We start from the raw sequence: 25,576 nt of genomic DNA, 5'->3' as shown, positions 1-25,576 counted from the left end.
GGATGTCATGAATAACCAAAAGGAAGAACGTGTACACAGAGTATTCGAAAATATTCATCATAAATATGATCTCATGAACACGGTTATCAGCTTCCGTCTTCATAAATCGTGGAGACAAAAAACAATGGCTTCACTGAATGTTGAAAAAGGAGCCGAAGTACTGGATCTTTGCTGCGGCACAGCGGAGTGGACGATTGACCTAGCTGAAGCTGCCGGCCGTAACGGGAGGGTAACAGGCGTTGATTTCAGCAGCAGCATGCTTCAAACCGGTGAAAAAAAAGTGAGGCAGCGGGGCCTTACGCAGGTCGATCTGATAGAAGCCAATGTTATGAACCTTCCATTTCCCGATGAATCCTTTGATTACGTCACTATCGGTTTTGGTCTGCGCAATGCTGCTGATTACCCGACCGTGCTCCGCGAAATGTACAGAGTTCTGAAAAAAGGAGGACAGGCGGTATGCCTGGAAACGTCGATGCCGGAAAGCCCCGGTTTTCAACGTCTCTATTCCCTCTATTTCAGGCATATGATGCCTTATCTTGGGAAAATGGTCGCCGGAAATTATGAGGAATATTCCTGGCTTCAGGAGTCGACGGAAGCATTTCCAACGAAAAACCTCCTTACCATTATGTTTGCAGAGGCCGGTTTTCATGAAGTAAAAGTGATACCTTTTTCTATGGGAACGGCAGCTGCACATTCCGCCTTGAAAGCCGGCGGTAATGTTGGAAAGGAAGTACATACATGAGAAAATTAAAAATTATACTGGAAATGATTAAATTTGAACATACGTTATTTGCGCTTCCATTTGCATTTCTTGGCGCTGTTCTCGGGAACTTGATGGTGGAAGGAACATGGCCGTCCCTCGTTGAATGGATCTGGATCACACTTGCAATGGTGGGAGCAAGAAGTGCAGCCATGACCTTAAATAGGGTGATAGATGCCCGGATTGACAAGCGCAATCCACGGACGGCGGATCGCGCGATTCCGGCCGGTTTAATATCCAGGAAGCAGAGTTTCCTGTTTATCGCGGCTTCATTGCTTCTTTTGTTCATATCGGCATTACAGCTGAATATGCTTTCGGTTTATTTACTGCCGGCTGCGGTGTTCTTTTTAACGATTTACTCTTATACGAAACGGTTCACGTGGTTTTGCCATGTTATTCTCGGTATTACGATAGCAATCGCTCCGCTCGGGGGATGGGTCGGGGCAACCGGCACACTCCGCCCGGAAGCGTTTTTTTTGTTCCTCGCTGTTGCGTTCTGGACGGCCGGATTTGATGTCATCTATGCGACCCAGGATAAGGAACATGATCAGCAGGAAGGAATCTACTCGATACCTTCCAGGTTCGGAATCCGCAAAGCGCTGTATGCCGCCCGCTGCTTTCACCTGATCAGCTTTTTTTCCCTCCTGTCGCTGCATTTTTCATCGCCGCTTTCATGGGTGTATCTCGCCGGTGTACTGATTGCCGGTCTTATCATGACATACGAACATTCCATTGTCAGACCTGATGATTTGTCTAAAGTGGGAGTCGCCTTTTTTCCTATGAACGGAGTCATCAGCATCGTGATGCTGTTGTTTACGATTGGAGATGTGCTGCTGTGATGGAAAAAACATTTACGATTGCGATCACCGGTGCCAGTGGTGCAGTGTACGGCGTCCGAGTAACGGAGGAGCTGCTGCGTCAGGGTCACCGAATTCATTTCTTGGTCAGTGAAGCGGGTTGGCAGGTCTTCCGGGAGGAACTTCTGCTTGACACGTCGGACCGGCATGAATGCATAAAACAGTTATTTCCGGAAACCGGCAGTTCGCAGCTGACCGTTCACGGTCTCCAGGATTTCAAAGCCCCGATTGCAAGCGGCTCCTATCATACAGACGGAATGATTGTCGTCCCCTGTTCGATGGGCACCTTGTCCAAAATTGCCAACGGGGTGTCCGGCAATTTAATAGAGCGCACAGCCGATGTGCAGCTGAAGGAAAGACGTCCGCTCCTTCTCGTTCCAAGAGAAACCCCGCTGCACGGTATTCATCTTGAAAATCTGATGAAGGTGGAAAAAAACGGAGCCCTTATAGTGCCGGCAATGCCCGGCTTTTATCATCTGCCGGAAACAAAAGAGGACCTGATCCGATTTGTAACGGGAAAGATACTGGACAGCCTGAGAGTGGATCATGCGTTATTTACAAGATGGGGGCAGAAAAAGTGAGTATCAGAATCGGAGAGATATCCTACACCAATATTATTCCGCACTTTTACTTTCTGGATAAAAGGGAGCTTGAAGATGAGGGATGCCGGTTTTATCCCCGGATCCCTTCTGAACTGAACAACGGCATCAAAGAAGGGACCATTGATGCAGCTGGAATTTCTTCTTTTGCTTATGGGGAAAATGCAGAAGGACTGGAAGTGCTGCCTGATCTGTCTGTATCGTCCCGTGGAAAAGTCGGTTCGATTCTGCTGTTTTCCAGCCGGCCCATTGCACAGCTGGAAGGAGCCGGCATTGCTCTTACGTCATCAAGTGCCACCTCCGTTCACCTGTTAAAAGTCATCCTGGCTGAATTTTACGGGTTGACGAGGGTCGAATATGAAACGATGCCTCCGGACCCTGTGCAGATGAAAACAGACCATGATGCGTTTTTGTTAATTGGAGACGATGCCATCCGTGCTTCCTGGAATCCGGATGAAACCTGGCACTGTTATGATCTGGGAGAATTGTGGTATGAACATACCGGACTGCCTATGACTTATGCGGTTTTTGCAGTGAGAAATGAAGCGGCCTTAAGGCATCCGGAGATAATCAAGAAACTTTTTCAAGCCTTTCATTACAGCAAAGCCCTTTCTCTTCACAGTTCTTTTGACCGGATGATACGGGATGTCCAGCAATGGTTTGGAGGAACTGTGCCGTTCTGGAATAACTATTTCCGGGGCCTCGATTATGACTTCCGCGATAAAGAAAAGACAGGCCTGCTTTATTATTTTGAACTTCTGTATAAACACGGTTTTTTAAAGAAACGCGTAAATCATATCAATATGTGGACGGCCGGAAACGAGGTGCAATACTTATTTTGAAGGTGAATATCATGAAGCTGGCGGACTTGTATATGTTTCTCAAACCGGATATCGCAAAGATAGAAAAAGAACTGGAACGTGCGGTGGAAGCGGATCATCCGGTGCTGCGGGAAGCATCGCTCCATCTTCTCCATGCAGGAGGCAAGCGGATCCGCCCTGTCTTTGTCCTGTTGAGTGCGAAATTCGGACACTATGAGATTGACCGTATCAAACATATTGCTGTGGCCCTTGAACTGATTCACATGGCTTCTCTCGTTCATGACGATGTTATTGATGATGCGGATCTGCGCCGGGGCAGTAAAACAATCAAAGCCCGGTGGGACAATCGTGTTGCCATGTATACTGGAGACTATATTTTTGCAAAAGCAATTGAGAAGGCCTCCTTTTTTGAGAATGAAGCCATTCACCGTGTGATTTCCAATGCCATGATGGAAATGTGCCTGGGCGAGATAGAGCAGATCCGGGATCAATATAACTGGGATCAGCATTTTAAAACATATTTAAGAAGAATCAAGCGAAAAACCGCGCTCCTTATTGCTGTAAGCTGTCAGCTTGGTGCCATCAGTGCAGGCGCTTCCCGTAAAGATCAGAACCGTCTGTACTACTATGGGTATAATGTGGGGATGTCATATCAGATTATCGATGACATTCTCGACTTCACCGGCACAGAAAAAGAACTCGGCAAACCGGCCGGCGGTGATTTGAAACAGGGAAATGTGACACTGCCGGCGTTGTATGCCATGCATCATGACTCATTCTGCCGCGGTGAAATAAACCGTCTGATCGGCGTGCCGGAAAAAGAGCCGCAGGATATTTCCACGCTGCTGGATATGATCAACCGGTCGGGCGGAATTGAATATTCGAAAACCTTGAGCAGGAAATACCTGGAGAAGGCGTATCGTTCACTGGATGGTCTTGAGGATATTTCAGCCAAAAAATCACTGCTGGACATTGCTTCCTATATCGGAAGCAGAAACAGTTGACGCCCTTTTCAGCGTAAGTTGCTAACGCTTTCAACGTTTGGTATAATCATAACGGTTTGAAACAGGATTACATAGAAAGAGGGATAAAGATGGAACAGTCGTTTATTATGGTGAAGCCGGATGGCGTACAGCGAAATCTTGTCGGAGACATTGTTCAGCGTTTTGAAAAGAAAGGCTTCAAGCTTGCAGGAGCTAAATTAATGCACATTCCAAGTGACATGGCGGAAAAACATTATGCTGAATTAAAGGATAAGCCTTTCTTTGATGGTCTGATATCTTTTATAACATCCGGACCGGTTTTTGCTATGGTATGGGAAGGGGATAACGTTATCGCCGAAGCCCGCAAGATGATGGGAGCGACCAATCCGACGGAGGCTGCCCCTGGTACGATACGAGGAGATTTTGCTGTTCAGGTCGGAATGAATGTGATTCACGGATCGGATTCACCCGAAAGTGCAGAACGGGAAATAAATCTGTTTTTTGACAAAAGTGAACTCCAGTCTTATACAAAACAGTTGAGTGACTGGATATAAACCGGTGTTCAGGAACACGTTCCCTTTTTCAGGGGACGTGTTTTTTTAAAATGAAAAAAACAGGAAGCAGGATGTTCGTTCTAAATACTATTCACCCACCTTGTCTCATGATACAATAACAGCATGAATTGGACAGGAGAGGAAACCGAATGAACCGAAAGGACGAAACAGAATCTATACCATCCGGAACAGAACTGGATTATAATCAGTTTAAGGAAAAAGTAAGAGATAAAACGGGAATTGATTTATCGCTTTATAAAGAAGCGCAGATGAAACGGCGATTGACATCTTTTTATGAAAAACGGGGTTTCCAGAGCTTCCAGGATTTTTTTAACAGGGGAATCAGCAGAAATGAAGCTGTTCTCGAAGAGTTTCTGGAGCGGATGACGATAAACGTATCCGAATTTTACCGCAACCCGAAACGATGGGATGTGCTTACCGATATTATACTGCCGAAACTGGCAGAGCAGACCTCCCGTCTGAAAGTCTGGTCGGCGGCTTGTTCCACCGGCGAAGAACCGTATACGATGTCCTTTATCCTGAAAGAAAAAAGCCCCGTTCGTGATTATTCAATCCTTGCAACAGATATTGATGATGTCATTCTTAAACGGGCAATAGCCGGGTTATACACCGAGCGCGCCCTGAAAGAACTTTCTTCCTCCATGGTGGAGCGGTATTTTAAGAAAGAGGATACGGGTTACCGTATTTCAGAGGACATTAAAAAGAACGTAACATACAGAAAGCACAATCTGTTGGCTGACACATATGAAACCGGCTTCGATCTTATTATATGCCGGAATGTTCTCATCTACTTTACTGAAGAAGCGAAACACGAGGTATACAGAAAATTCAATAAAGCTTTGAAACAAGGCGGTATACTGTTTGTCGGCAGCACCGAACAGATTTTTAATCCGGCGCAGTTCGGCTTTGAAACAGAAGACACGTTCTTTTACAGAAAAACAGCGGACGTGTAACGGCGGGAAGGGTGAATATTTTCCGGCAACGGGCTTTTCATTATGATATGATTTCATACATAAACACATGAGTAAGAGAGAATACCGTAGAAGGAGTGGAAATCGGCATGAGATATTTAACAGCGGGAGAATCACATGGACCACAGTTAACGACGATTGTTGAAGGTGTTCCGGCGGGTCTGGAACTCGTTGAAGAAGACATTAACAGAGAACTGCGCCGCCGCCAGGGTGGATACGGACGGGGACGGCGTATGCAGATTGAGAAGGATAAGGTACAGTTTAAGAGCGGTGTCCGCCACGGCCGCACTACCGGCGCACCAATTACAATGGTAGTGGAAAATAATGACTTCCAGTCATGGACTAAAATTATGGGGGCGGAACCTTTATCCGAAGAAGAAGAGAAAAATGTGAAGCGGCAGATTACCCGTCCGCGCCCCGGTCATGCTGACTTGAACGGTGCTGTCAAATACGGGCACCGAGATATGCGCAATGTTCTTGAACGTTCGTCGGCCCGGGAAACAACCGCCCGTGTATGCGCAGGTGCTCTTGCTAAGAAAGTGCTGTATACACTTGGGATGGATGTTGGCGGCCAGGTTCTTGAAATCGGCGGAATCAAGGCGGAAACAGTGGATTACGAAAACATGGAGGACCTTAAAGAGCGGACGGAAGAATCTTCTGTCCGCTGCCTGGATAAAGATGCGGAAGAGAAAATGAAACAGGCAATTGATGATGCCAAAGCTGAAGGAGATTCCATAGGCGGAGTTGTACAGACCGTGATCAGTGGTGTACCGATCGGCATGGGAAGCCACGTTCAATATGACAGGAAGCTCGACTCGAAAATTGCCGGGGCTGTTGTCAGTATTAATGCCTTTAAAGGAGTGGAAGTCGGTATCGGTTTTGATGCAGCGGGAATGCCTGGAAGCCGTGTCCATGACGAAATTGCCTGGAATAAAGATACCGGTTATTACCGCAAGACGAATAATCTAGGCGGTTTTGAAGGCGGGATGACGAGTGGGATGCCGATTATTATCCAGGGAGTGATGAAGCCTATCCCGACGCTTTATAAACCTCTTCAAAGCGTGGATATTGAAACGAAAGAGCCGTTTAATGCAAGCATTGAACGTTCGGACAGCTGTGCCGTGCCGGCAGCATCGGTTGTTATGGAAAATGTTATTTCGTTCGAAGTAGCTGCTGCAGTGCTGGATATGTTCGGTTCGGACAGAATAGATGCAATAAAACGGAGCATAGAGGAACATAATGAATGGGCGGGGGATTTCTAGTGGAGCGCTTAATGATTGAGACGCCGAGCCGGAGATACCCTGTCTATATTGGAGAGGGACTTCGGTTTCAGGCTGGAACCCTGCTTGCGCCCATGCTGGAAGACAAAAGCCGGGTGCTGATCATAAGTGATTCCAACACGGCACCTCTATATGCGGAAACTGTACAGGAAGCTTTGGAGCCTATTCTTCCTGTGCATCTGTATACGATAGAAGCCGGAGAACATTCAAAATCGCTGGAAGGCTATGAACGAGTGCTCACGGCGTGTATTGAATGCCAACTTGACCGGCATTCCGTTATCATTGCCCTGGGAGGCGGCATGACCGGTGATCTGGCTGGTTTTGCCGCTGCCACATATATGAGGGGAATATCATTTGTGCAGATGCCGACGACCCTTCTAGCTCAGGACAGCAGTGTAGGCGGAAAAACAGGCATCAATCATCCGCTTGGTAAAAATCTGATCGGTGCCTTTCATCAGCCTGAAGCCGTTCTCTATGACACGGGAACACTTGCTTCTCTGCCGGATAAACAATGGCGTTCCGGATTTGCTGAAATGATCAAACACGCCTTTATTAAGGATCCTGTGCTGGTGGATCGGTTAAAAGCAGAAGTTCAAAGCACAGAAGATATGAAAAAAGAGAACCTTAAGCAATTTCTGAAAGAATCCATGGCCGTTAAAGCTGATATTGTCAAAGAAGATGAAAAAGAAACCGGTGTGAGGGCATATTTAAACTTTGGTCATACACTCGGACATGCCTTGGAAAAAGTGTCAGGTTACGGGGATTTGACACATGGAGAAGCAGTTGCAGCAGGTATGATATTTGCCTTGAAGCTGAGCAATCATCTCCAGTATTCGAACTGGGATGTAGAGCAGGAAGCTATGTGGTTTAAAAAGCTCGGGTACCGGGTGGATATACCGGCTGCCTTTGACCCAGCTAAGTTAATGGAAACGATGAAAAATGATAAAAAAACGAGAGACGGAGATTTGACTTTTGTTCTTTTGGAAGATACCGGAAATCCATGTACCGTGAAAGTCCAGGAAAGTGATATCCTCCATCTGCTGTCCTCGATGAAAAGGGGGGACACTTGAAATGATACGGGGAGTGCGTGGAGCAACAACCGTGAAGAAAAACGATGATGAACAGATCGTAAACAGCACAAAACGTCTGCTGGAAAAAATGATAAGGGAAAATGACATTTTTCCTGAGCAGGTTTCGCATATTTGGTTTACGGTAACAGAGGACCTTGATGCGGCTTTTCCGGCCAAAGCGACCAGATTAATCGAAGGCTGGCAGTTTGTCCCGGTTATGTGTGCCCGGGAAATTCCCGTACCGGAAAGTCTTCCGTTCTGCATACGGGTAATGATGACAGCCGAAACGGAAGCTGCACAGGAGGATGTACACCACGTATACTTAAATGACGCAGTAAGTCTCCGTCCGGATTTAGAGTTGACAAAAAGGAAAGACTCCCGGTAAGATTACTGTAAGATGAGAAAAAAGCTTAGAAAATGAGAAGAGAAGAGTAGAGTGTAAAGAGGATAGCAGAGTAGAGCGCAGCAGAGCATGATAAGATACGTATGCCTGAAACAGCGCTGTTTCAGGCTTTTATATTTATATTCATCCATAGTGAGCACCTCCTGCATTTATACCGGTGCTGGACAAAGTCCGAAGTCCTGCAGCGAAATAATGCACAGGCATGCTCATTACCCCCGGTTTATACGGGAACAAACATTACCTTTTTCCTGCGTTATACCTTTCTTTTCCTCAAACAGCTCTCTTCTTCCACTATGTAAAGAGGTGAGCACATGTCCGAAACATCTTTTCAAGCCTTTCGGGATCAGGCAGCATCTTACAGCATGATTCCATATGTCCGAACGTTTTTCACAGATACATTGACACCAATAGAAGTGTTTCAGAAATTTCAGGACGAAGCGGTCTTTCTGCTTGAAAGTAAAGATGAAGCTTCTCCGTGGTCCAGGTATTCCTTTATCGGCCTGCGGCCCCGGTACACGATTTCAGATGGGACCGGAAACTACGTCTTTATGGACGAAACAGGAGAAACGCTTATAGAACATCCGTCCCTGCCGGAGCTGGTGGAGCAGTCAATCAGTTATCTTGCCCCCGCTCCCCCGGAAGTGGATATCCCCTTCCGCGGGGGCGCGGTCGGTGTGATCCCTTACGACAGCGTGGAAGATTTTGAACCCGGCCTCCAGACTGAAGATGAATTACCACGTGAAGATCACATCACCCTGCAGTTTTGTGAAACGATCATTGCGATGGACCATGAAAACAGGGAACTGACATTTATCCATTATGATAAGGATACAGATGTTCCTTTATCTTCAAGATATGAAAAAGCTGCCGGTGCTGTGGCACGCCTTCTTGAACATTTGACCTCAAAAGACCGGAATACCGGACATTTGCAGGCGCCGCTGCAAAAGAAGGCAGATGCCGATTTTGAAAAGGTACAGCTGCATTATCCGAAAGAAAAATTCAAACAGGATGTCGAGCGGATCAAGGAATATATCAAGGCAGGCGATATCTTTCAGGCCGTTCTTTCCCAGCGTTTTGAACGGGATGTGACGGTATCTGCTTTTGATATATACCGGACGCTTAGAATGATTAATCCTTCACCTTATCTGTTTTATCTGAAACTGGGGAACAAAGAAGTAGTCGGCAGTTCCCCGGAACGGCTTATTCAGGTGCAGGACAGCCATGTTGAAATTCATCCTATTGCCGGAACAAGAAAACGAGGACGGTCCGTGGAAGAAGATGAAGCTTTGAGCGATGAGCTTATTCAGGATGAAAAAGAGCGGGCTGAACATTACATGCTTGTCGATCTGGCCAGAAACGATGTAGGAAGAGTAGCGGAATACGGAACGGTCGACACACCGGTTCTGCTTGAATTAGGCAGATTTTCTCATGTTATGCACATTATTTCCAAAGTTACCGGCAGGCTGAAAGAAGGAGTGAAGCCTATTGAAGCTCTTCAGGCTTCTTTTCCGGCGGGAACCGTTTCCGGAGCTCCAAAGTTCCGGGCTATGGAAATTCTGAAAGAGCTTGAACCGCACCGACGCGGTATATATTCCGGCGCCGTTTGTTATCTTGGTTATGATGGCAATATTGATTCGTGTATATCGATCCGGACGATGGTGGTTGAAAACGGCAGAGCAAAAATTCAGGCAGGAGCCGGTATCGTTGCGGATTCCATACCGGAACAGGAATATGAGGAGACCCAGAATAAAGCAGCAGCGTTGTTAAAAGCAGTCGAAGCAGCGGAAACGATGTTTTCAAAAGAGGGGGAAAACCACCATGTTTAAACAGTTATTAAAAACATGCATGGAAGGAAACAGCCTTTCGGAAAAAGAAGCAGAACAGGTTATGGATGAGATCATGGAAGGGCGGGCGACCGAGAGCCAGATTGCCAGTCTGCTGACGGTGCTCCGCTACCGCGGTGAAACAGTGGATGAGATGACAGGTTTTGCAGTCTCGATGCGCAATCATGTTGTCCGAATGGAGCATGGCAAAAATAATGTTATTGATACGTGTGGAACTGGCGGTGATATGAGTTCAACGTATAATATATCAACAGCATCCGCCATCGGCCTGTCTTCTGTCGGCGTTAACGTTGCCAAGCACGGCAACCGGTCGGTATCGTCTAAAAGCGGCAGCGCTGATGTGCTGGAGAAGCTCGGCATTCCTGTTCAGACAACTCCGGAAACAGCTGCAGAATGCCTGCACCGGCACCATATGGCATTTTTATTCGCCCCGCTGTACCATGTGGCGATGAAGCATGCTGTGGCCCCGAGGAAAGAGATTGGATTCCGCACCATTTTTAACCTGCTCGGTCCGCTGACGAACCCGGCCAACGCAAAAGCCCAGGTAATCGGAGTGTTCGACAGGGAATACGGGAGGATGATGGCAGAAACCTTAAACAGGCTGGGAGCCGAACGTGCATTGTTTGTTACAGGAGAGGACGGCATGGATGAAGTAACAACAGTCGGAAAGACGTATATCACAGAACTGAAAGATAACGAAGTGCATCAGTATACCGTTTCACCGGAAGATTTCGGTCTCCTTCCATCCGATGTTGAAGAAGCCGTCGTTCAGGATGTCCAGGAAAGTGCGGACCTTATCCGGGGCGTGTTTGCCGGAGAAAATCACGGAGCGGCGAGGGATATATTACTGATGAATATGGCTGCCGGACTGTACGTTGCCGGCAGGTGCAGCACCTTAAGAGAAGGGGCCGGGCTGGCGGCAGAAGCAGTGGACAACGGAACCGTGCAGCAGCAGGTGGAGCATCTGCAGCAGATTGAGGTGGAAACCTTTCATGCTTAATCAGATACTCGATACAAAAAAAGAAGAACTGAACCGTCTGACTATGCCGGAAACGGCAGATGTTTCCCGTTATTCGTTGAAACAGGCGCTGAACGAGGATCCGGATGAGGTACAGGTCATTGCTGAAGTGAAAAAAGCTTCGCCTTCAAAAGGATTGATTCGTTCTTCGTTTGACCCTGCCGGGATTGCCCGTCAATATGAAAAAGGCGGCGCTGCTGCACTTTCAGTGTTGACTGATGAACCCTATTTTCAGGGCAGAAGGGATTATTTAACGAAAATCAAACAGAAAACCAGATTGCCTGTTCTGCGCAAAGATTTTATTATAGAAGAAGTGCAGATTGAAGAAACGAGGCGTATGGGAGCGGATGCGCTGCTGTTGATTGCCGCCGCCCTTGAACCGGAAAAACTTCATGAATTATACAGCGCAGCATTGGAAAAAGACATGGAGGTGCTTGTCGAGTTTCATTCCCTGGAGGAACTCGAATCGGTGCTTCGTTTGTTTGAACCGATGCTGATTGGTATTAATAACCGGGACTTAACAACGTTTGAAACCTCCCTTTACGTTACGGAAGAGCTGGGCGGTCATATTCCCGACGGCAGTCTTTTGGTCAGTGAAAGCGGAATTTATACGGCGGAAGATATTGCTTTTGTGCAGAATGCGGGTGCCAAAGCTGTTCTCGTAGGAGAATCCCTGATGCGTCAGGACAATGTGGAAACAGCTCTGAAAAAGCTGAAAGGAGCATTGTAAATGACAGGACCTAAACTGAAGCTGTGCGGCCTTCATTCTCTGGAAGATGTCATGACGGTGTCACGTTCGGGTGCCGATACAGCCGGATTTGTCATGGCAGAAAGCCGTCGCCGTGTTTTTCCGGAAGACGTAAAAAGCTGGCTCGAAGCATGTCCGCTTCCCGGAAAAAATATTGCCGCTCTGTTTGTTAATGCAGCTGCAGCTGATATCGACCATGCGGTAAAGGTATTAAACCCCGATATCATTCAATGCCATGGAACAGAAACACCACAGGACCTGAAACAAATAAAAGGGGCTTTTGGAAAAGAAATATGGAAAGCCGTACCTCATGATGAAGAAGCGCCGGCGAAAATGGAAGAATATATCGGGGTGTGTGACGGATTTGTTGTAGATGCCAAAGTGAAAGGAGCGTGGGGAGGAACCGGGCAGCGTTTTGACTGGGCCCACGTTCCGCAGTATGTTTCATTTGGCAGAAGGCACAACATCCCTGTGTTGATTGCCGGCGGTGTTACGCCGGAAAATGTAGAAGATCTTGTACGTTTTCATCCCTGGGGTGTCGATGTATCCAGTGGGATAGAAACGAAAGGAAAAAAAGATGGTGCACTTGTAACGGAATTGGAAAAGAGGTTGAACAGGAATGAAAAGCATGTATCCGGATGAAAAAGGAAGATATGGAAAGTTCGGAGGAAAATTTGTACCCGAGACACTTATGTATGCTCTCGAGGAACTGGAAACGGCACTGGATAAAGCGCTCGAAGATAAAGCTTTTATGGATGAATATCATAAAACCCTGCAGGAATATGCCGGAAGAACGACCCCGTTAACGTATGCAGAAAGGCTTACCCGGAATATAAACGGTGCCTCGATCTACCTGAAACGGGAAGACCTGCTTCACACCGGCGCCCATAAACTGAACAATGCCATCGGACAGGCCCTTCTTGCCAAACGAATGGGGAAGAAAAAGATTGTAGCTGAAACAGGTGCCGGCCAGCACGGTGTGGCAACCGCCACGGTATGTGCTGTGATGGGTCTGGAATGTAAGGTGTTTATGGGGGAGGAAGATACCCGCAGGCAGGAGCTTAATGTGTTCCGGATGGAACTGCTCGGTGCTGAAGTGGTGCCGGTTCATTCCGGAAGCAAAACATTGAAAGATGCAACGAATGAAGCGATCCGGTACTGGGTTGCGAATGTGGAGGATACCTTTTATCTTATCGGCTCCGTTGTAGGGCCGCATCCGTATCCCAGAATGGTCCGCGATTTTCAGAGAATCATAGGGGATGAAACGAAAACACAGGCGCTGGAGAAAACGGGTGGACTGCCGGATGCCATCTGTGCCTGTGTCGGCGGCGGCAGCAACGCGATCGGTATGTTTTATCCTTTCCTGGAGGAAAATGTTCAACTTTACGGGGCGGAAGCGGCCGGTGAAGGACTTCACACTGAAAACCACGCTGCGACCATCAGTAAAGGGACAAAAGGGGTTATCCACGGTTCTCTCACTTATTTAATCCAGGATGAAAACGGCCAGATTATCGAACCGTATTCCATTTCCGCCGGCCTTGATTATCCTGGAATCGGCCCGGAGCATGCACACCTTGCAGAATCAGGCCGAGTCGTGTATGAAGGTGTAACAGACAAGGAAGCCCTGGATGCTCTATCTCTACTTACGAAAACGGAAGGGATTCTGCCGGCGGTGGAATCAGCGCACGCCCTGCATCTTGCCTTTCAGAAAGCTTCTCAGATGAGCCATGATGAATCAATGGTGATCTGCTTGTCCGGCAGAGGAGACAAGGACGTTCATTCCATTAAGGAATTTATGGAAAAGGAGGCGGAATAATGGCGCGTACTACCGTGCAGACAGCAGCCGAACAGGCGGCTTATCCGTTATTCATCCCATTCATTATGGCAGGCGACCCGGATCCTGATACGACGGTCGATATTGCACTGGGACTGGAAGAAGCGGGAGCTCATATCCTCGAACTCGGCATTCCATATTCTGATCCGCTTGCTGACGGTCCTTTGCTGCAGCGTTCTGCTGCGCGTGCCTTAGAGCAGGGGATGAGTCTGCAGCGGGCTCTTGAACTAATTCCGGAGATGAGAAAAAAAGGGCTGACGATTCCGGTCATCGTCTTCACTTACTATAACCCGGTGCTGCACATGGGGGAAGAACGTTTTCTCGATCAGGTGAAAGAAAAAGGAGGGGACGGGGTTTTAATACCGGACCTTCCCTATGAAGAAAGCAGGGAGATCAGCAGAATGGCCCGGGGGCGCAAGCTCGTAACTATTTCCCTGGCCGCGCCTACCTCCGGCGGACGAATCGAAAAAATTGCCGGTGAGGCAGAAGGTTTTTTATACTGTGTATCCAGCCTTGGTGTTACAGGAACGAGAGATACGTTTCCTCCGGAAGCCTATTCATTTATCGAAAAAGTAAAAAACAGCAGCAGTGTTCCGGTAGCGGCCGGGTTCGGTATTTCCACCCCTGAACAGGTCGAAAAACTGAAAGGCGTCTGTGACGGGGTGATCGTTGGAAGTGCGATTATGAAACAGGTGGAAGAAAACAGATATCGTCTGCAGAATCCGGTAGAGAAATCAGAAGCACTGTCTGCATTAAAATCGTTTGTGTCCTCTCTTATTTCATCGTAAGATAGAGAGAGAAGATTTTTAGGACGATGAGAGGTGCGAAAACGATGAAAGTGAAATCACAGATTGTCGGTATGGAACCTTACAAACCCGGCAAGCCGATTGAAGAAGTGAAGCAGGAACTCGGACTTTCCGAGGTGCATAAACTGGCCTCCAATGAAAATCCGTACGGCCCATCTCCGAAAGTGAAAGATGCTTATGAACAGGCAGTCTGGAATCTGGAAATGTATCCGGACGGGTATGCAGCAGAGATACGTTCAACTGTAGCATCCCGCCTGAATCTGGAACCATCTCAGCTGATTTTCGGTGCAGGCTCGGATGAAATTATTTTAATGCTCTGCCGTGCGTTTTTAACGCCGGAAACAAATACGGTAATGGCAGCACCTACGTTTTCTCAGTATAAACATAATGCTGTTATTGAAGGAACCGAAATCAGGGAGGTTCCTTTGAAAAACGGGTGTCATGACCTGCCTGCGATGCTCGATAGGATCGATGAAAATACGGGGATTGTCTGGATCTGTAATCCGAATAATCCAACAGGCACATACACGGCAGAAGATGAATTTAAATCTTTCATGAAACAGGTCCCTGATGATGTGCTTGTTGTTTCTGATGAAGCTTATTACGAGTATGTGACAGCACCGGATTTTCCGGATACACTCTCCGCCCTTCATGAGTTTTCCAATCTGATGGTGCTTCGGACTTTTTCAAAAGCGTATGGACTGGCTTCTCTGCGGATTGGGTACGGAGCGGCTTCAAAGGAGCTGATAGAGACACTTGATCCGGTGCGCCCGCCTTTTAATACAACAACAGCCGCCCAGGCGGCCGCTGCAGCTGCCATAAATGATCAGGAGTATGTGGAATCATGCCGGCAGGAGAACAGGGAGGCACTGAATGAGTTTATGGCTTTCTGCGATTCCCGCGGACTCTCCTATCTGCCCACCCAGACGAACTTTCTGCTGATGGATACCGGGATACCGGGCAGCCGGATGTTTGACTCCCTTTTGAAAAAAGGTTTTATCGTCCGTTCCGGCGAGGCACTCGGTTTTCCGACTTCCATACGGGTGACCGCAGGAAAGAAAGAGCAGAACCAGTTATTTCTGGAGGCGTTGGAAGAATGCCTGCACGAAAACAGTATTGCGGCTGATCAGTAATGAGCAGACGGTCGTCCTGCCCCGAGGCAGGGCGTCTGTTTTGTGACGTCATTCAGAAACGGCCTGCAAGCATGAAGGAGGACCAAGAGGTGCCGAGGAAAGTATGTATTATCGGAATGGGACTGATAGGCGGATCGATCGCCCTGTCCATCAAAAAGGAACATCATGTACATATTACAGGAGTCGATATTGACGAGAATCAGCTCAAGCTGGCCCGGTCCCTGCATGTTATTGATGAAGATACGACAGACGCAGCCCATGGAGTGGAAGATGCAGAGCTGATCATTCTGGCCGTTCCAGTAGCCAAAACAGAAGTGATGATTGAAAAACTGCAGGACATGCCTTTGCGTGAAGGAGCCGTTGTGACAGATGTAGGGAGCACGAAAAGCAGTATTGTAAAAAAAGCGGAGCGCCTTCACGAAAAAGGAGTGACATTTATCGGAGGTCACCCCATGGCCGGTTCCCATAAGAGCGGTGTCCAGGCTGCCAAAGCACATTTATTTGAAAATGCCTACTATGTACTGACTCCGGCAGAGGGGACACCGGCGCATATGATTATTCAGCTGCAGAACTGGCTGAAAGGGACCCACGCCCGTTTTATTGAGTTAACAGCGGACAAACATGATCAACTGGCCGGTATGATCAGCCATTTCCCCCACATCATCGCAGCCGGGCTTGTACAACAGGTCAAACATGCGGATAAGGATGATGAACTGGTAACGAGAATGGCGGCTGGCGGGTTTCGGGACATTACAAGAATTGCCTCGGCGAATCCGGTAATGTGGCGTGATATTCTGCTTCATAATAAACAGGTGATGCTGGATCTTATGAAGCAGTGGAAAAGAGAAATGGATTCCGTGGAAGCTATGATTGAAGAAGAGGACAGCGCCGCTGTTCTCGAATACTTCGGCTCAGCCAAATCCTTTCGGGATGGCCTCCCGTCTAAAGAAAAGGGAGCGCTTCCTTCCTATTATGACTTATTTGTTGATGTACCCGACCATCCCGGGGTTATTTCAGATGTCACCGGAGTTCTGGCCGAAACAGGGATCAGTATAACAAATATCAGAATTATTGAGACGAGAGAAGATATCATGGGAGTGCTTCAGCTCACGTTTCGTTCCGACAGGGACAGGCTTGAAGGAAAAGCATGGCTGGAGCAGGCCCTGTATGAAACGTATATCATGGACTGAATAATCGGTATGAAAGGAAACGGAGAGAAAGCCGTTTCCTTCTAAATAATATCGCTTTTTCTGAAGTCATTGACAAAAATGAAAGATTCGTTATAATTAAAAGTAGCGTATGGTTTCTCTCCACTCCTATCCATACTCAACAATGGAATAACTTTTTGTTAACCCGGAATGTAAGCGTTTACTTTCCGGGTCTTTTTTTATGCTGGAGAGATCTTTTTCTTCTTTCCTTTGCCTGACATGCATATAATGCGTCACGGGAAAGGGGAGGAGGAATTGAAATGACGTACTGGCTTATATCTGCTGTAGATCCGGAAAGAAAGAGGACTTGTAATGTAAAAGTTGAGCATCAATCCATTGCCGGGCGGGACAGGTATCATTATGAAAGAACCATGAGGATGGATGCCGGGGGATTTGTGATAAGGCCTGCAGCTTCCGCTTTAGGAGGCAAAGTAGAATCGTTTCTGGAGGCTGACGCCGGGGTGAAATGGACAAGCCTGATAAAGAAAGGTGTTACTACGGTTCTTCTGTTGATGCGCGCCTCTTCCCGTGGTGAACTAAAGGAACGAGAACGCAGCATTAACCGGCAGCTGGATTCTCCCATCGATTATCTTCTCGTACCTTCGATTCCCTCACGAAAACTCACCCCGTCTTTCATCCGCTGGATAACGTTAAACGACTATCCGCTCATTGAAATTACTTTTTCTTCGTATGAAGACTGCAGCCGTGTTTCCTGGGACTGGATACGGCAGGCAGTCGGACCATCTTCCTTAAGTTTGATGTTTCGTTTTCCCCCTACGGAAACTCTTTCCGACATCCGCCAAAAAACCAGGTGGGAGAACCTGCTGTCTACTCTATTTCCTGTACTGCCTTTCGACTCCGGTCCTCTCCTGAATAAAAAAGAACTTCAGATATGCGGACTGTATCCTGATAAAGGTTCTCTCGTTCGAGGAGACGCCGATTATTTGTTATACTATAATACGGAACAAACGATGGATGTCAGCTGGCAGTATTGGTATGCAGACAGGGATCCTGATGTTGTTGTCATGAGGGGACAAGTACTGAAAGCAGGAGAAGACCGCACGTTTTTCGATGGAACCGGGAAGTGCCGCAATGACATACTTCCGGGACGTCTGCGTTCCATTCAACATGCTTAAAAACAACGGAGGTAGTGGATTGAAGTATAATCTGGAACAAATTATGGAAATCATCCAGGACGGGGATACAGAAAAGGGACTGCAGCTGCTTAGTGAATTTGAGAAAAATGCCGACCATCAGGAGAAATATGACCTTGTGCAGCTGTATAATGAATTGGGCAGACCGGATAAAGCGGAACCGTTAATTCAGGAACTTATTCAATATTATCCGGACGAAGGGGAACTTTTGACGACGGCAGCTGAAACAGCGGTCGATATGGATAAGGAAGAAGAAGCAATAGAGTGGCTTTTGGAGGTAAACAAAAATGATGAGGCGTTTCTGCAGGCTCAGATGCTGCTTGCCGACCTTTATCAGCTTCAGGGACTTGATGAAGTGGCCGAATCGAAGTTAAAAACAGCTCTGCAGGAAGCCCCTGATGAACCGGTATTACTGGCCGGGCTGGGAGATTATTATCTGGAGCAGGGCGACTTTTCAAAAAGCATCCCTTATCTGAAACAGGCTGAGCGTCAGGGATTTGAATTTCCTGAAGGAAGCCTCGATCTGCGTCTGGCAGAAGCCTACAGTTCCACCGGAGCTTTTGAAGACGCGCTCTCGTATTACGAAAAAGGTATCAAAGAAAAACAGGAACCGCAGGCATTGTTCGGCTATGGGTATACAGCGCTGCAGGTAAGTGATTATCAGACAGCTGTACGGCAGCTGGAAGAACTTAAAGCAATGGACCCTGAGTTTGTTACGTTATATCCTTACCTGGTCCGGGCATATGAAGGGATTGAACATTTCGAACAGGCCCTGAAGACCGCAGAAGACGGACTGGCAGTGGACGAGTATAATGATCAGTTGTTTCTTGAAGCGGGAAAACTTCATATGGCTCTGGATGATCCGTCCCCGGCTGAAAAGAGACTGAGAGAAGCTCTTTCCCTCAACCCCGGAAACAGGGAAGCCGCTTTTACGGTTCTGGAATTATGGCTCTCGCAGGAAGATTACGAGTCGATATCGGAACTGGCGGCGTACCTGAAAGAAATCGGCGAAGAGGATCCGAGAATCGAGTGGTATCTCGGCAAGGCGCAATGGGAGACCGAAGAACTGGAAAATGCCCTGGAAACTTATAAAGGCATCAAACAGGAATATAACAACAATGCAGCATTTCTGGAGGATTACGGCCGTTTGCTGATGGAACTGGGGCGCCGGGAGGAAGCAGGCGGCTTTTTCCGTGAGGCGCTCACGCTGGATCCTGCCAACACTGAACTCTCTGACTTGTTGATGGATCTGGAAGACAGCGGAGTATAATCAATATTTCCCCGTTCAGTGAGCGGGGAAATATCATTAAGAAAGGAGAATCATAATGAGGTGGTCAACAGAAGATATTCCTTCGTTTGTGAAGGAAAGACAGTATGTAGATACGGCACTGATTCCGCTTCTTCCTGTGGAGTTTGGCGATGGCATCCGGCAGAGTGCGGCAATGAACGAATTCATTACTGTCATGACAGCAGAGATTGAAAAACAGTTCCGGGGCCGCATTCTCCTGACACCGGCGTATACTTATCTCGCCGGTAATGGACATAAACCTTCCGCAGCGGAAATCAACAAATGGATAGAAGCCATGAAAACGGAAAAACTAAAACATATCATCCTGCTTACAGCAGATGCTTCCTGGAAGAAAGCCGAACATGAGCTGGATGCCCTTCTGATATGGATGCCTCTCGTTCCTTTGGAAAATATGGAGGCGTCCTATAAAAAACAGGTAATATCCGAGCAGATGAAACAGCTTCTCCCATTAGTGATGGATAAATGGAAGGAAGAAGGGGACAGCTGAAATTCCTCCACAATTGGTTCTACAAAAGATTGACAGGCTGTTGCCGGCTGGGCTATCATGAGTATGTCCTAGTTTTGTAATGTGTGTGTAAACAATGTCCGGGAGGACGGAATTTATATAATAGGGGGGATACTGGTGAGCGATGAGCAAAATCATAATGTTTCAAGAAGGCAGTTTCTGACCTATACGCTTACCGGCGTGGGCGGCTTTATGGCTGCAGGTATCATACTGCCGATGGCCCGTTTTGCCATTGATCCGGTTCTCCAGGCGGAGTCTGAAGGGGAAATGAAAGCGGTGACAGAGGTGTCAGAGCTTACGGAAGAACCGCAGCGGTTTGACTTTTCCTATCAACAGGAAGATGCCTGGGTAACATCAGAAACGACGGAGACAGCATTTATTTATCAGAGCGGCGAAGAAGTAATTGCACTTTCCTCCACCTGTACGCATTTGGGGTGTAAAGTGAGCTGGGGGTCAAATGCAGATTATCCCGATCAATTTTACTGTCCCTGCCATGGTGGACGTTATGAGAAGGATGGCACCAACATCAAAGGGACTCCGCCGACAGAACCGCTGCACAAGTACGAAGTGGAAATTCGTGAAGGAACGGTTTATGTCGGTAAAGCAGAACCACAAGTTTAGGAGGGGCGTCATTTATGTTACAGCGAGTATATGATTGGGTGGATGAACGCCTGGACATAACTCCGATGTGGCGGGATATCGCTGATCATGAAGTGCCAGAACACGTGAATCCGGCACACCATTTTTCAGCGTTTGTATACTGCTTCGGCGGATTGACATTTTTTATCACTGTCATTCAGATATTGTCCGGCATGTTTTTGACCATGTACTATGTTCCGGATATTGTCAACGCTCACGAATCTGTTCGTTACCTGCAGGGTGACGTGGCTTTCGGGACCATCGTAAGAGGGATGCACCACTGGGGGGCAAGCCTCGTTATAGTTATGATATTCCTACATACGTTACGGGTTTTCTTTACAGGTGCGTATAAAAAACCGAGAGAACTGAACTGGGTCGTGGGTGTACTTATCTTTTTTGTAATGCTTGGACTCGGTTTTACGGGGTATCTGCTGCCCTGGGACATGAAAGCCTATTTTGCGACCGTTGTCGGTCTGCAGATTGCAGAAAGTGTTCCTCTCGTTGGGACATTAACGAAGACACTGCTTGCCGGAGATCCGGAAATCATTGGGGCACAGACCCTGACCAGATTCTTTGCGATCCACGTATTTTTCCTTCCGGGAGCATTGCTCGGTCTGCTGGCGGCACACTTTATCATGATCCGGAGACAGGGAATTTCCGGACCGTTGTAAAAGCCTGAAGCAGAATATACACGTTTTAAGAATCTAAGGAGGGAAACCGATGCATCGTGGAAAAGGCATGAAATTTGTCGGGGATTCACGTGTGCCGGCCGGGCGCAAACCGAATATTCCAAAAGACTACTCGGAGTTTCCAGGTAAAACCGAAGCATTCTGGCCCAACTTTCTGTTAAAAGAGTGGCTGGTCGGTGCGGTATTTCTTATCGGTTACCTGTGTCTGACGGTAGCACATCCGTCCCCGCTGGAAAGGGTCGCTGACCCGACTGATTCCGGTTATATTCCATTGCCGGACTGGTATTTCCTGTTTTTGTATCAATTATTGAAATATGAATATGCATCTGGAGATTTGACCGTTATCGGAGTCGTCATTATACCAGGTCTGGCATTTGGAGCCCTGCTGCTGGCACCTTGGCTTGATACCGGACCGGAGCGCAGAGCATCACGGCGTCCGATTGCTTCCGGATTGATGATTCTTGGTACACTCGCCACAGTTTATCTGACCTGGGAATCTGTAGATCATCATGACTGGGAAGCAGCAGCTCAGCAGGGTGAACTCCGGGATGAAGAAGAAAAGGAAGCCATTTCGGAAGTCGATACGGAAGCAGCCGGTTATCAGATCTATTCCGACCAGGGCTGTATCAGCTGTCACGGAGATCAGCTTCAGGGAACCGGAGCAGCCGGGCCGTCACTGTATGATACGCAATATGATGCCTCCACCATTCAGGAGATAGCGGTGGAAGGTATCGGCGAGATGCCTGCCGGTCAATTTGAAGGAAGCGACGAAGATCTCCAGACGCTTGCCGAATATATTGCCTCCGGAGGAAGCCCCGGTAGTGGTGGAGAAGGAGAGTCTTCGGAAGAAGGATCCGGAGAAGAATCGGGCGGAGAAAACAACAAAGAAGAATAAATCCTGCCCGTGGATTACGGCTGTCCCTTATTACGGGGACGGCCTTTTTTACGAGATCAGTGGGAAATGGTGGTGGATATTAATGGGCATTATACTTCGGTTATTGGGAACACCGCAGATTTTAGCAGTTCTCTTAATTATTAACGGGATTGGAACCATTTATGGGTATTGGTGGTATAAGGTGCAGCTGGTGGAGACCCCGCCCGTTTTTCTGCCTTTTGTACCGGACAGCCCGACGGCAAGCCTTTTTTTCTGCGGAGTGCTGGTACTTTTTCTTTTCAGAAAACACAGCGGTTTGTTGGAGGCACTGGCTGCCGTTACACTTCTGAAATACGGGGTATGGGCGGTTGCTATGAATGTGGCGCAGGGGGGATTCGGGGATGCGCTGCAGTGGGAGCACTATATGCTTATCGTATCTCATGGGGCGATGGCGGTTCAGGCTTTTCTTTTTATGCCGTATTATCGGATAAAAAAATGGCATCTTGCGGCTGCGGCAGTCTGGACGGTACATAATGACATCATAGATTATGTTTACGGCATGTACCCATGGGTGGCTCCTGTACTGTCGGACAAGATCGAACATATAGGATATTTCACATTCTGGCTGAGTGTTTTGTCTGTAACGGCTGTGTTTGCATTCAGTGTAAAGCGCCGTCATTTCCTGACGTTATAAAAGCAGACGCGGAAGACATTTCGGGTCGGATCGGCTTTTTGCATCAATAAGACGAAAAGAACCTCCTCCGGTCTACTCTTGTCCATTCCTTCATAGAATGGATGAAGAGAAGGAGGGGGTTTTTGTGACGTCCACAATAACAGGGAAACGGGCGGCATGGATCCTTTGTGCGGCTGCCGTGTTGATTTTTTTCCATACAGAACCATTGAAAGCAGAAACAGACCCGCCGCCAACGATGGAAATGGTTGATGACAAAGCGGCGTCGATGTATGAAATGGCGGAGAACGGGCAATTTGAAGAAGCAAAGCAGATTCATGCCTGGATTGCGGGACGTCTTCCCGCCATTTCATTTGATGACTATCAATTGAATACTGCCCAGCTGACAGCGTTTCTTCGTTCGTTTGACCGGGCAGGCGGTGCTCTTGTTGACGTTGATATGGAAGAGACAGAACGAGTACGCCGCATTCTTGCATTCCGTCTTGCTGCAGATGCTTCCATACGCAGCACCAATCCGATATGGAAAGAACATGCACGCACGCTTGCCGGACGTCTGGATCGCATAAAAGAGTACCTTGAGAAGGGAGAAACGAAAAAAGCAGAGCAGTTATTTCATGAATGGCAGCGGCAGTTTGAAATCATCCGTCCTGCGATGTATACGGGGGAACAGGAAGAAAATTATATGCCGTTTGTATCTTACATCCGTTTTATGGACAGGCAGAATTGGAGTGATGATGGACAGGTTTCCAGGGTGGAAACATTGTATGATTATTTTCTGAAGGTGTTGGGGGATCATAAAGAGAGTGCAGTGGATCCTTCGCTCTGGGCGGTGATTTTTTCGATTGGAAGCGCGGTATTTGTATCGTTGACATATACAGGATGGAAAAAATATAAAGGCGAAAAAGAGCGCCATCAGATGCGGGATGAATAAAACGTCATAGAACCGTCAAAGTTGGTGGAGCGGTTTTATTGACTTTCTTTGACGTTTTGAATAAAATGAAAGTCAGACAAGGATCGTGGAGGGATTTCAATGAGCATCATGTTATTCATTGGATACATGGCTGTCTTGATGGGCATTCCACTGCTGGCCCAGGCAAAAGTAAAGAAAGCATATAAAAAATATTCAAAAATATCGAACTCCTCCGGAATGACCGGAGCAGAAGTTGCGCAGAAAATCCTGCATGAAAACCGGATTTTCGATGTCAGCGTAGAACCGGTAAAAGGGCAGCTAGCCGACCATTATGACCCAAGAAAAAAAGTGGTCCGTCTGTCGGAGGATAACTATTACGGAACAAGCGTTGCCGGCCAGGCCATCGCATCCCATGAAGTCGGACATGCGATACAGGATGCGCAGGATTACGCATTTCTAAGGTTCCGCAGCACACTCGCCCCGGCAGCCAGCTTTGGATCGAATATATCGATCTTTTTGATTATTGCCGGCGCACTGTTGTCGCTGTCCAATCTTGTTTTAGTCGGGATTGTATTTATGTCGGCGGCGGTTTTATTCCAGCTCATCACCCTGCCGGTGGAGTTTAACGCAAGCAGCAGAGCGATGAATCAGATTGTTTCGACCGGGATTATCCGGAACAGTGAAGAAAAAGAGACAAAAAAAGTACTCGATGCCGCGGCTTTGACTTACGTAGCTGCAGCTCTTGTGGCCGTATTGGAACTGACCCGTTTCATTGCGATGTACTTTTTCATGGAAGAATAAAAATAAAAAGACTCCGGCTCAAGTCATTACCGCAGACAAAATGTCCGACCGATCCCTTAAAGAAATCGGTCGGACATTTTTAAGTTACTGGTCGATCGCCGCGTTAGATCAGCGCCTTTTTCACTTTGAGGTTTTAGTAGAAGGGGCGGGTGCTTTGAGTTATGGTTATATCACGTTTCAATCGGTTTTTTATTTTCATCCAGCGTAAATCCTTCCCCGGCTACGTCCTGGACTTCGTTTATGGTCACAAACGCCTCTGGATCGGCCCGCTCGACAAGATTTTTCAGTCGGACCAGCTCATTACGGGCCACCACACAGTAGAGCACTTCTTTCTCTGATCCGGTAAATGATCCTCTGCCGCGGAACAAAGTCGCCCCACGGTTCATATCCTTTAAAATCAAGTCTGCAATCGCTCGCGGCTGCTCGGAAATAATAAAAGCCGCTTTGGCTGAGTAGGCACCCTGCTGAATGAAATCAATCACTTTGGCAGCTGTAAAAACAGCGACGAGCGTATACATGGCTTCTCTGTAGTCAAGGTAGATGAGCGAAGATGTAATAACCACTGCATCAAACATAAAAAGTGTTCGTCCCATGCTCCAGCCGAGATACTTTACGCCGAGTTTAGCGATGATATCCGATCCGCCGGTCGTGCCCCCGTAGCGGAACACCATACCCAGACCACTTCCAATCAACACACCCGAGAACAACGCGGCAAGAGTCATATCTTCCTGCAGCCCTATTTCCAAAAGCGGGTAAGCCTGAAACACCCACAAAAAGAAAGACAGACTAACCGTACCGATAATCGTATAAATGAAAACAGTTCTTCCGAGAATCTTCCATCCAATAAGGAAGAAGGGAAGATTCAACGCGATATTGGAAACTGCCGGATCGATATTCATAAGAAAATAAAAAAGCAGTGTGATGCCGGTGAAGCCGCCGTCTGCCAGGTTGTTCTGCATATTGAAATACACCAGACCGAAAGCCATGACAGCAGATCCGATAACAATAAAAAAGCTGTTTCTGATGTGCTGGACCATACGAACACTCCTTTGCTTGCCCTGCGTTTGAACCCTGTTTATTATAATGAATAGAGC

28 protein-coding genes are annotated in these 25,576 nt (G+C 47.6%); 27 read left to right on the top strand and 1 reads right to left on the bottom strand.

Annotation, left to right across the window (positions count from 1 at the left end; translation table 11 throughout):
• The first annotated feature begins 7 nt into the window (after positions 1-7).
• From ACW9JV_RS09850 to ACW9JV_RS09720, 27 genes are all read left to right on the top strand, one after another.
• Positions 8-742: a demethylmenaquinone methyltransferase gene (locus tag ACW9JV_RS09850; protein WP_457333768.1), complete on the top strand. Its 735-nt coding sequence runs from the start codon at positions 8-10 to the stop codon at positions 740-742.
• The gene (locus tag ACW9JV_RS09845) at positions 739-1,599 is read left to right on the top strand and encodes a UbiA-like polyprenyltransferase (RefSeq protein WP_457333766.1); all 861 of its coding nucleotides are present in this window, start codon (positions 739-741) and stop codon (positions 1,597-1,599) included. The genes ACW9JV_RS09850 and ACW9JV_RS09845 overlap by 4 nt, the downstream gene beginning before the upstream one ends.
• Positions 1,599-2,198: a UbiX family flavin prenyltransferase gene (locus ACW9JV_RS09840; RefSeq protein ID WP_457334694.1), complete on the top strand. Its 600-nt coding sequence runs from the start codon at positions 1,599-1,601 to the stop codon at positions 2,196-2,198. The genes ACW9JV_RS09845 and ACW9JV_RS09840 overlap by 1 nt, the downstream gene beginning before the upstream one ends.
• Complete coding sequence (locus ACW9JV_RS09835) at positions 2,195-3,058, top strand: menaquinone biosynthetic enzyme MqnA/MqnD family protein (protein WP_457333764.1); 864 nt, start codon at positions 2,195-2,197, stop codon at positions 3,056-3,058. Before ACW9JV_RS09840 ends, ACW9JV_RS09835 begins: the two co-directional genes overlap by 4 nt.
• 11 nt (positions 3,059-3,069) lie before the next feature.
• Positions 3,070-4,041, top strand: a complete 972-nt coding sequence (hepT, locus tag ACW9JV_RS09830) for a heptaprenyl diphosphate synthase component II (protein WP_457333760.1) — start codon at positions 3,070-3,072, stop codon at positions 4,039-4,041.
• 89 nt (positions 4,042-4,130) lie between these two features.
• Positions 4,131-4,574, top strand: coding sequence for a nucleoside-diphosphate kinase (ndk, locus tag ACW9JV_RS09825; protein WP_457333757.1), 444 nt, complete (start codon positions 4,131-4,133; stop codon positions 4,572-4,574).
• A gap of 149 nt (positions 4,575-4,723) precedes the next feature.
• Positions 4,724-5,548: a CheR family methyltransferase gene (locus tag ACW9JV_RS09820; RefSeq protein WP_457333755.1), complete on the top strand. Its 825-nt coding sequence runs from the start codon at positions 4,724-4,726 to the stop codon at positions 5,546-5,548.
• A gap of 107 nt (positions 5,549-5,655) precedes the next feature.
• Entirely contained in the window at positions 5,656-6,828 is a 1,173-nt protein-coding gene (gene aroC, locus ACW9JV_RS09815) for a chorismate synthase (protein WP_457333753.1), read from the top strand.
• Entirely contained in the window at positions 6,828-7,916 is a 1,089-nt protein-coding gene (aroB, locus tag ACW9JV_RS09810; protein WP_457333751.1) for a 3-dehydroquinate synthase, read from the top strand. The genes aroC and aroB overlap by 1 nt, the downstream gene beginning before the upstream one ends.
• Position 7,917: 1 nt before the next feature.
• Entirely contained in the window at positions 7,918-8,301 is a 384-nt protein-coding gene (aroH, locus tag ACW9JV_RS09805) for a chorismate mutase (RefSeq protein WP_457333749.1), read from the top strand.
• 329 nt (positions 8,302-8,630) lie between these two features.
• Positions 8,631-10,145 (top strand): anthranilate synthase component I, encoded by a 1,515-nt coding sequence (gene trpE / locus ACW9JV_RS09800; protein ID WP_457333747.1) that lies wholly within the window; start codon positions 8,631-8,633, stop codon positions 10,143-10,145.
• Positions 10,138-11,163 (top strand): anthranilate phosphoribosyltransferase, encoded by a 1,026-nt coding sequence (gene trpD, locus ACW9JV_RS09795; RefSeq protein WP_457333745.1) that lies wholly within the window; start codon positions 10,138-10,140, stop codon positions 11,161-11,163. Before trpE ends, trpD begins: the two co-directional genes overlap by 8 nt.
• Positions 11,156-11,911 (top strand): indole-3-glycerol phosphate synthase TrpC, encoded by a 756-nt coding sequence (gene trpC, locus ACW9JV_RS09790; RefSeq protein ID WP_457333743.1) that lies wholly within the window; start codon positions 11,156-11,158, stop codon positions 11,909-11,911. The genes trpD and trpC overlap by 8 nt, the downstream gene beginning before the upstream one ends.
• Positions 11,912-12,571 carry a phosphoribosylanthranilate isomerase gene (locus tag ACW9JV_RS09785; RefSeq protein ID WP_457333741.1) on the top strand — a complete coding sequence of 220 codons (660 nt, stop codon included), beginning with the start codon at positions 11,912-11,914 and terminating at the stop codon, positions 12,569-12,571. It begins immediately after the preceding gene.
• A complete protein-coding gene (trpB, locus tag ACW9JV_RS09780; protein ID WP_457333739.1) occupies positions 12,549-13,745 on the top strand; it encodes a tryptophan synthase subunit beta in 1,197 nt (398 codons plus the stop codon). The genes ACW9JV_RS09785 and trpB overlap by 23 nt, the downstream gene beginning before the upstream one ends.
• Positions 13,745-14,551, top strand: a complete 807-nt coding sequence (gene trpA / locus ACW9JV_RS09775; protein ID WP_457333737.1) for a tryptophan synthase subunit alpha — start codon at positions 13,745-13,747, stop codon at positions 14,549-14,551. Before trpB ends, trpA begins: the two co-directional genes overlap by 1 nt.
• 44 nt (positions 14,552-14,595) lie before the next feature.
• On the top strand, positions 14,596-15,702 hold the full coding sequence (hisC, locus tag ACW9JV_RS09770; RefSeq protein WP_457333735.1) for a histidinol-phosphate transaminase: 1,107 nt from the start codon (positions 14,596-14,598) through the stop codon (positions 15,700-15,702).
• A gap of 89 nt (positions 15,703-15,791) precedes the next feature.
• Positions 15,792-16,892 (top strand): prephenate dehydrogenase, encoded by a 1,101-nt coding sequence (locus ACW9JV_RS09765; RefSeq protein ID WP_457333733.1) that lies wholly within the window; start codon positions 15,792-15,794, stop codon positions 16,890-16,892.
• A 278-nt stretch (positions 16,893-17,170) separates the two neighbouring features.
• Positions 17,171-18,046 (top strand): hypothetical protein, encoded by an 876-nt coding sequence (locus ACW9JV_RS09760; RefSeq protein ID WP_457333731.1) that lies wholly within the window; start codon positions 17,171-17,173, stop codon positions 18,044-18,046.
• 19 nt (positions 18,047-18,065) lie between these two features.
• Positions 18,066-19,334, top strand: a complete 1,269-nt coding sequence (locus tag ACW9JV_RS09755) for a tetratricopeptide repeat protein (RefSeq protein ID WP_457333729.1) — start codon at positions 18,066-18,068, stop codon at positions 19,332-19,334.
• Positions 19,335-19,389: 55 nt separating this feature from the next.
• Positions 19,390-19,860 (top strand): YpiF family protein, encoded by a 471-nt coding sequence (locus tag ACW9JV_RS09750; protein WP_457333727.1) that lies wholly within the window; start codon positions 19,390-19,392, stop codon positions 19,858-19,860.
• Between the two features lie 132 nt (positions 19,861-19,992).
• The gene (locus ACW9JV_RS09745; protein ID WP_457334692.1) at positions 19,993-20,499 is read left to right on the top strand and encodes a Rieske 2Fe-2S domain-containing protein; all 507 of its coding nucleotides are present in this window, start codon (positions 19,993-19,995) and stop codon (positions 20,497-20,499) included.
• Between the two features lie 14 nt (positions 20,500-20,513).
• Complete coding sequence (gene qcrB, locus ACW9JV_RS09740) at positions 20,514-21,188, top strand: menaquinol-cytochrome c reductase cytochrome b subunit (protein ID WP_457333725.1); 675 nt, start codon at positions 20,514-20,516, stop codon at positions 21,186-21,188.
• Between the two features lie 49 nt (positions 21,189-21,237).
• Entirely contained in the window at positions 21,238-22,101 is an 864-nt protein-coding gene (locus ACW9JV_RS09735; RefSeq protein WP_457333723.1) for a c-type cytochrome, read from the top strand.
• Between the two features lie 82 nt (positions 22,102-22,183).
• Positions 22,184-22,774, top strand: a complete 591-nt coding sequence (gene lhaT / locus ACW9JV_RS09730) for a lipoprotein heptaprenylglyceryl N-acetyltransferase LhaT (protein WP_457334690.1) — start codon at positions 22,184-22,186, stop codon at positions 22,772-22,774.
• Between the two features lie 124 nt (positions 22,775-22,898).
• The gene (locus ACW9JV_RS09725) at positions 22,899-23,702 is read left to right on the top strand and encodes a sporulation protein YpjB (RefSeq protein ID WP_457333722.1); all 804 of its coding nucleotides are present in this window, start codon (positions 22,899-22,901) and stop codon (positions 23,700-23,702) included.
• Between the two features lie 108 nt (positions 23,703-23,810).
• Positions 23,811-24,482, top strand: coding sequence for a zinc metallopeptidase (locus ACW9JV_RS09720; protein WP_457334688.1), 672 nt, complete (start codon positions 23,811-23,813; stop codon positions 24,480-24,482).
• Positions 24,483-24,652: 170 nt separating this feature from the next.
• On the opposite strand, the gene ACW9JV_RS09715 is transcribed toward ACW9JV_RS09720, so the two are convergent.
• Positions 24,653-25,519, bottom strand: coding sequence for a YitT family protein (locus tag ACW9JV_RS09715; protein ID WP_457333719.1), 867 nt, complete (start codon positions 25,517-25,519; stop codon positions 24,653-24,655).
• Between the last annotated feature and the right edge of the window lie 57 nt (positions 25,520-25,576).

This window comes from Salibacterium sp. K-3, assembly GCF_054052005.1.
The sequence above is the reverse complement of the archived record's forward strand: the minus strand, read 5'-3'. Positions and strand labels throughout refer to the sequence as shown.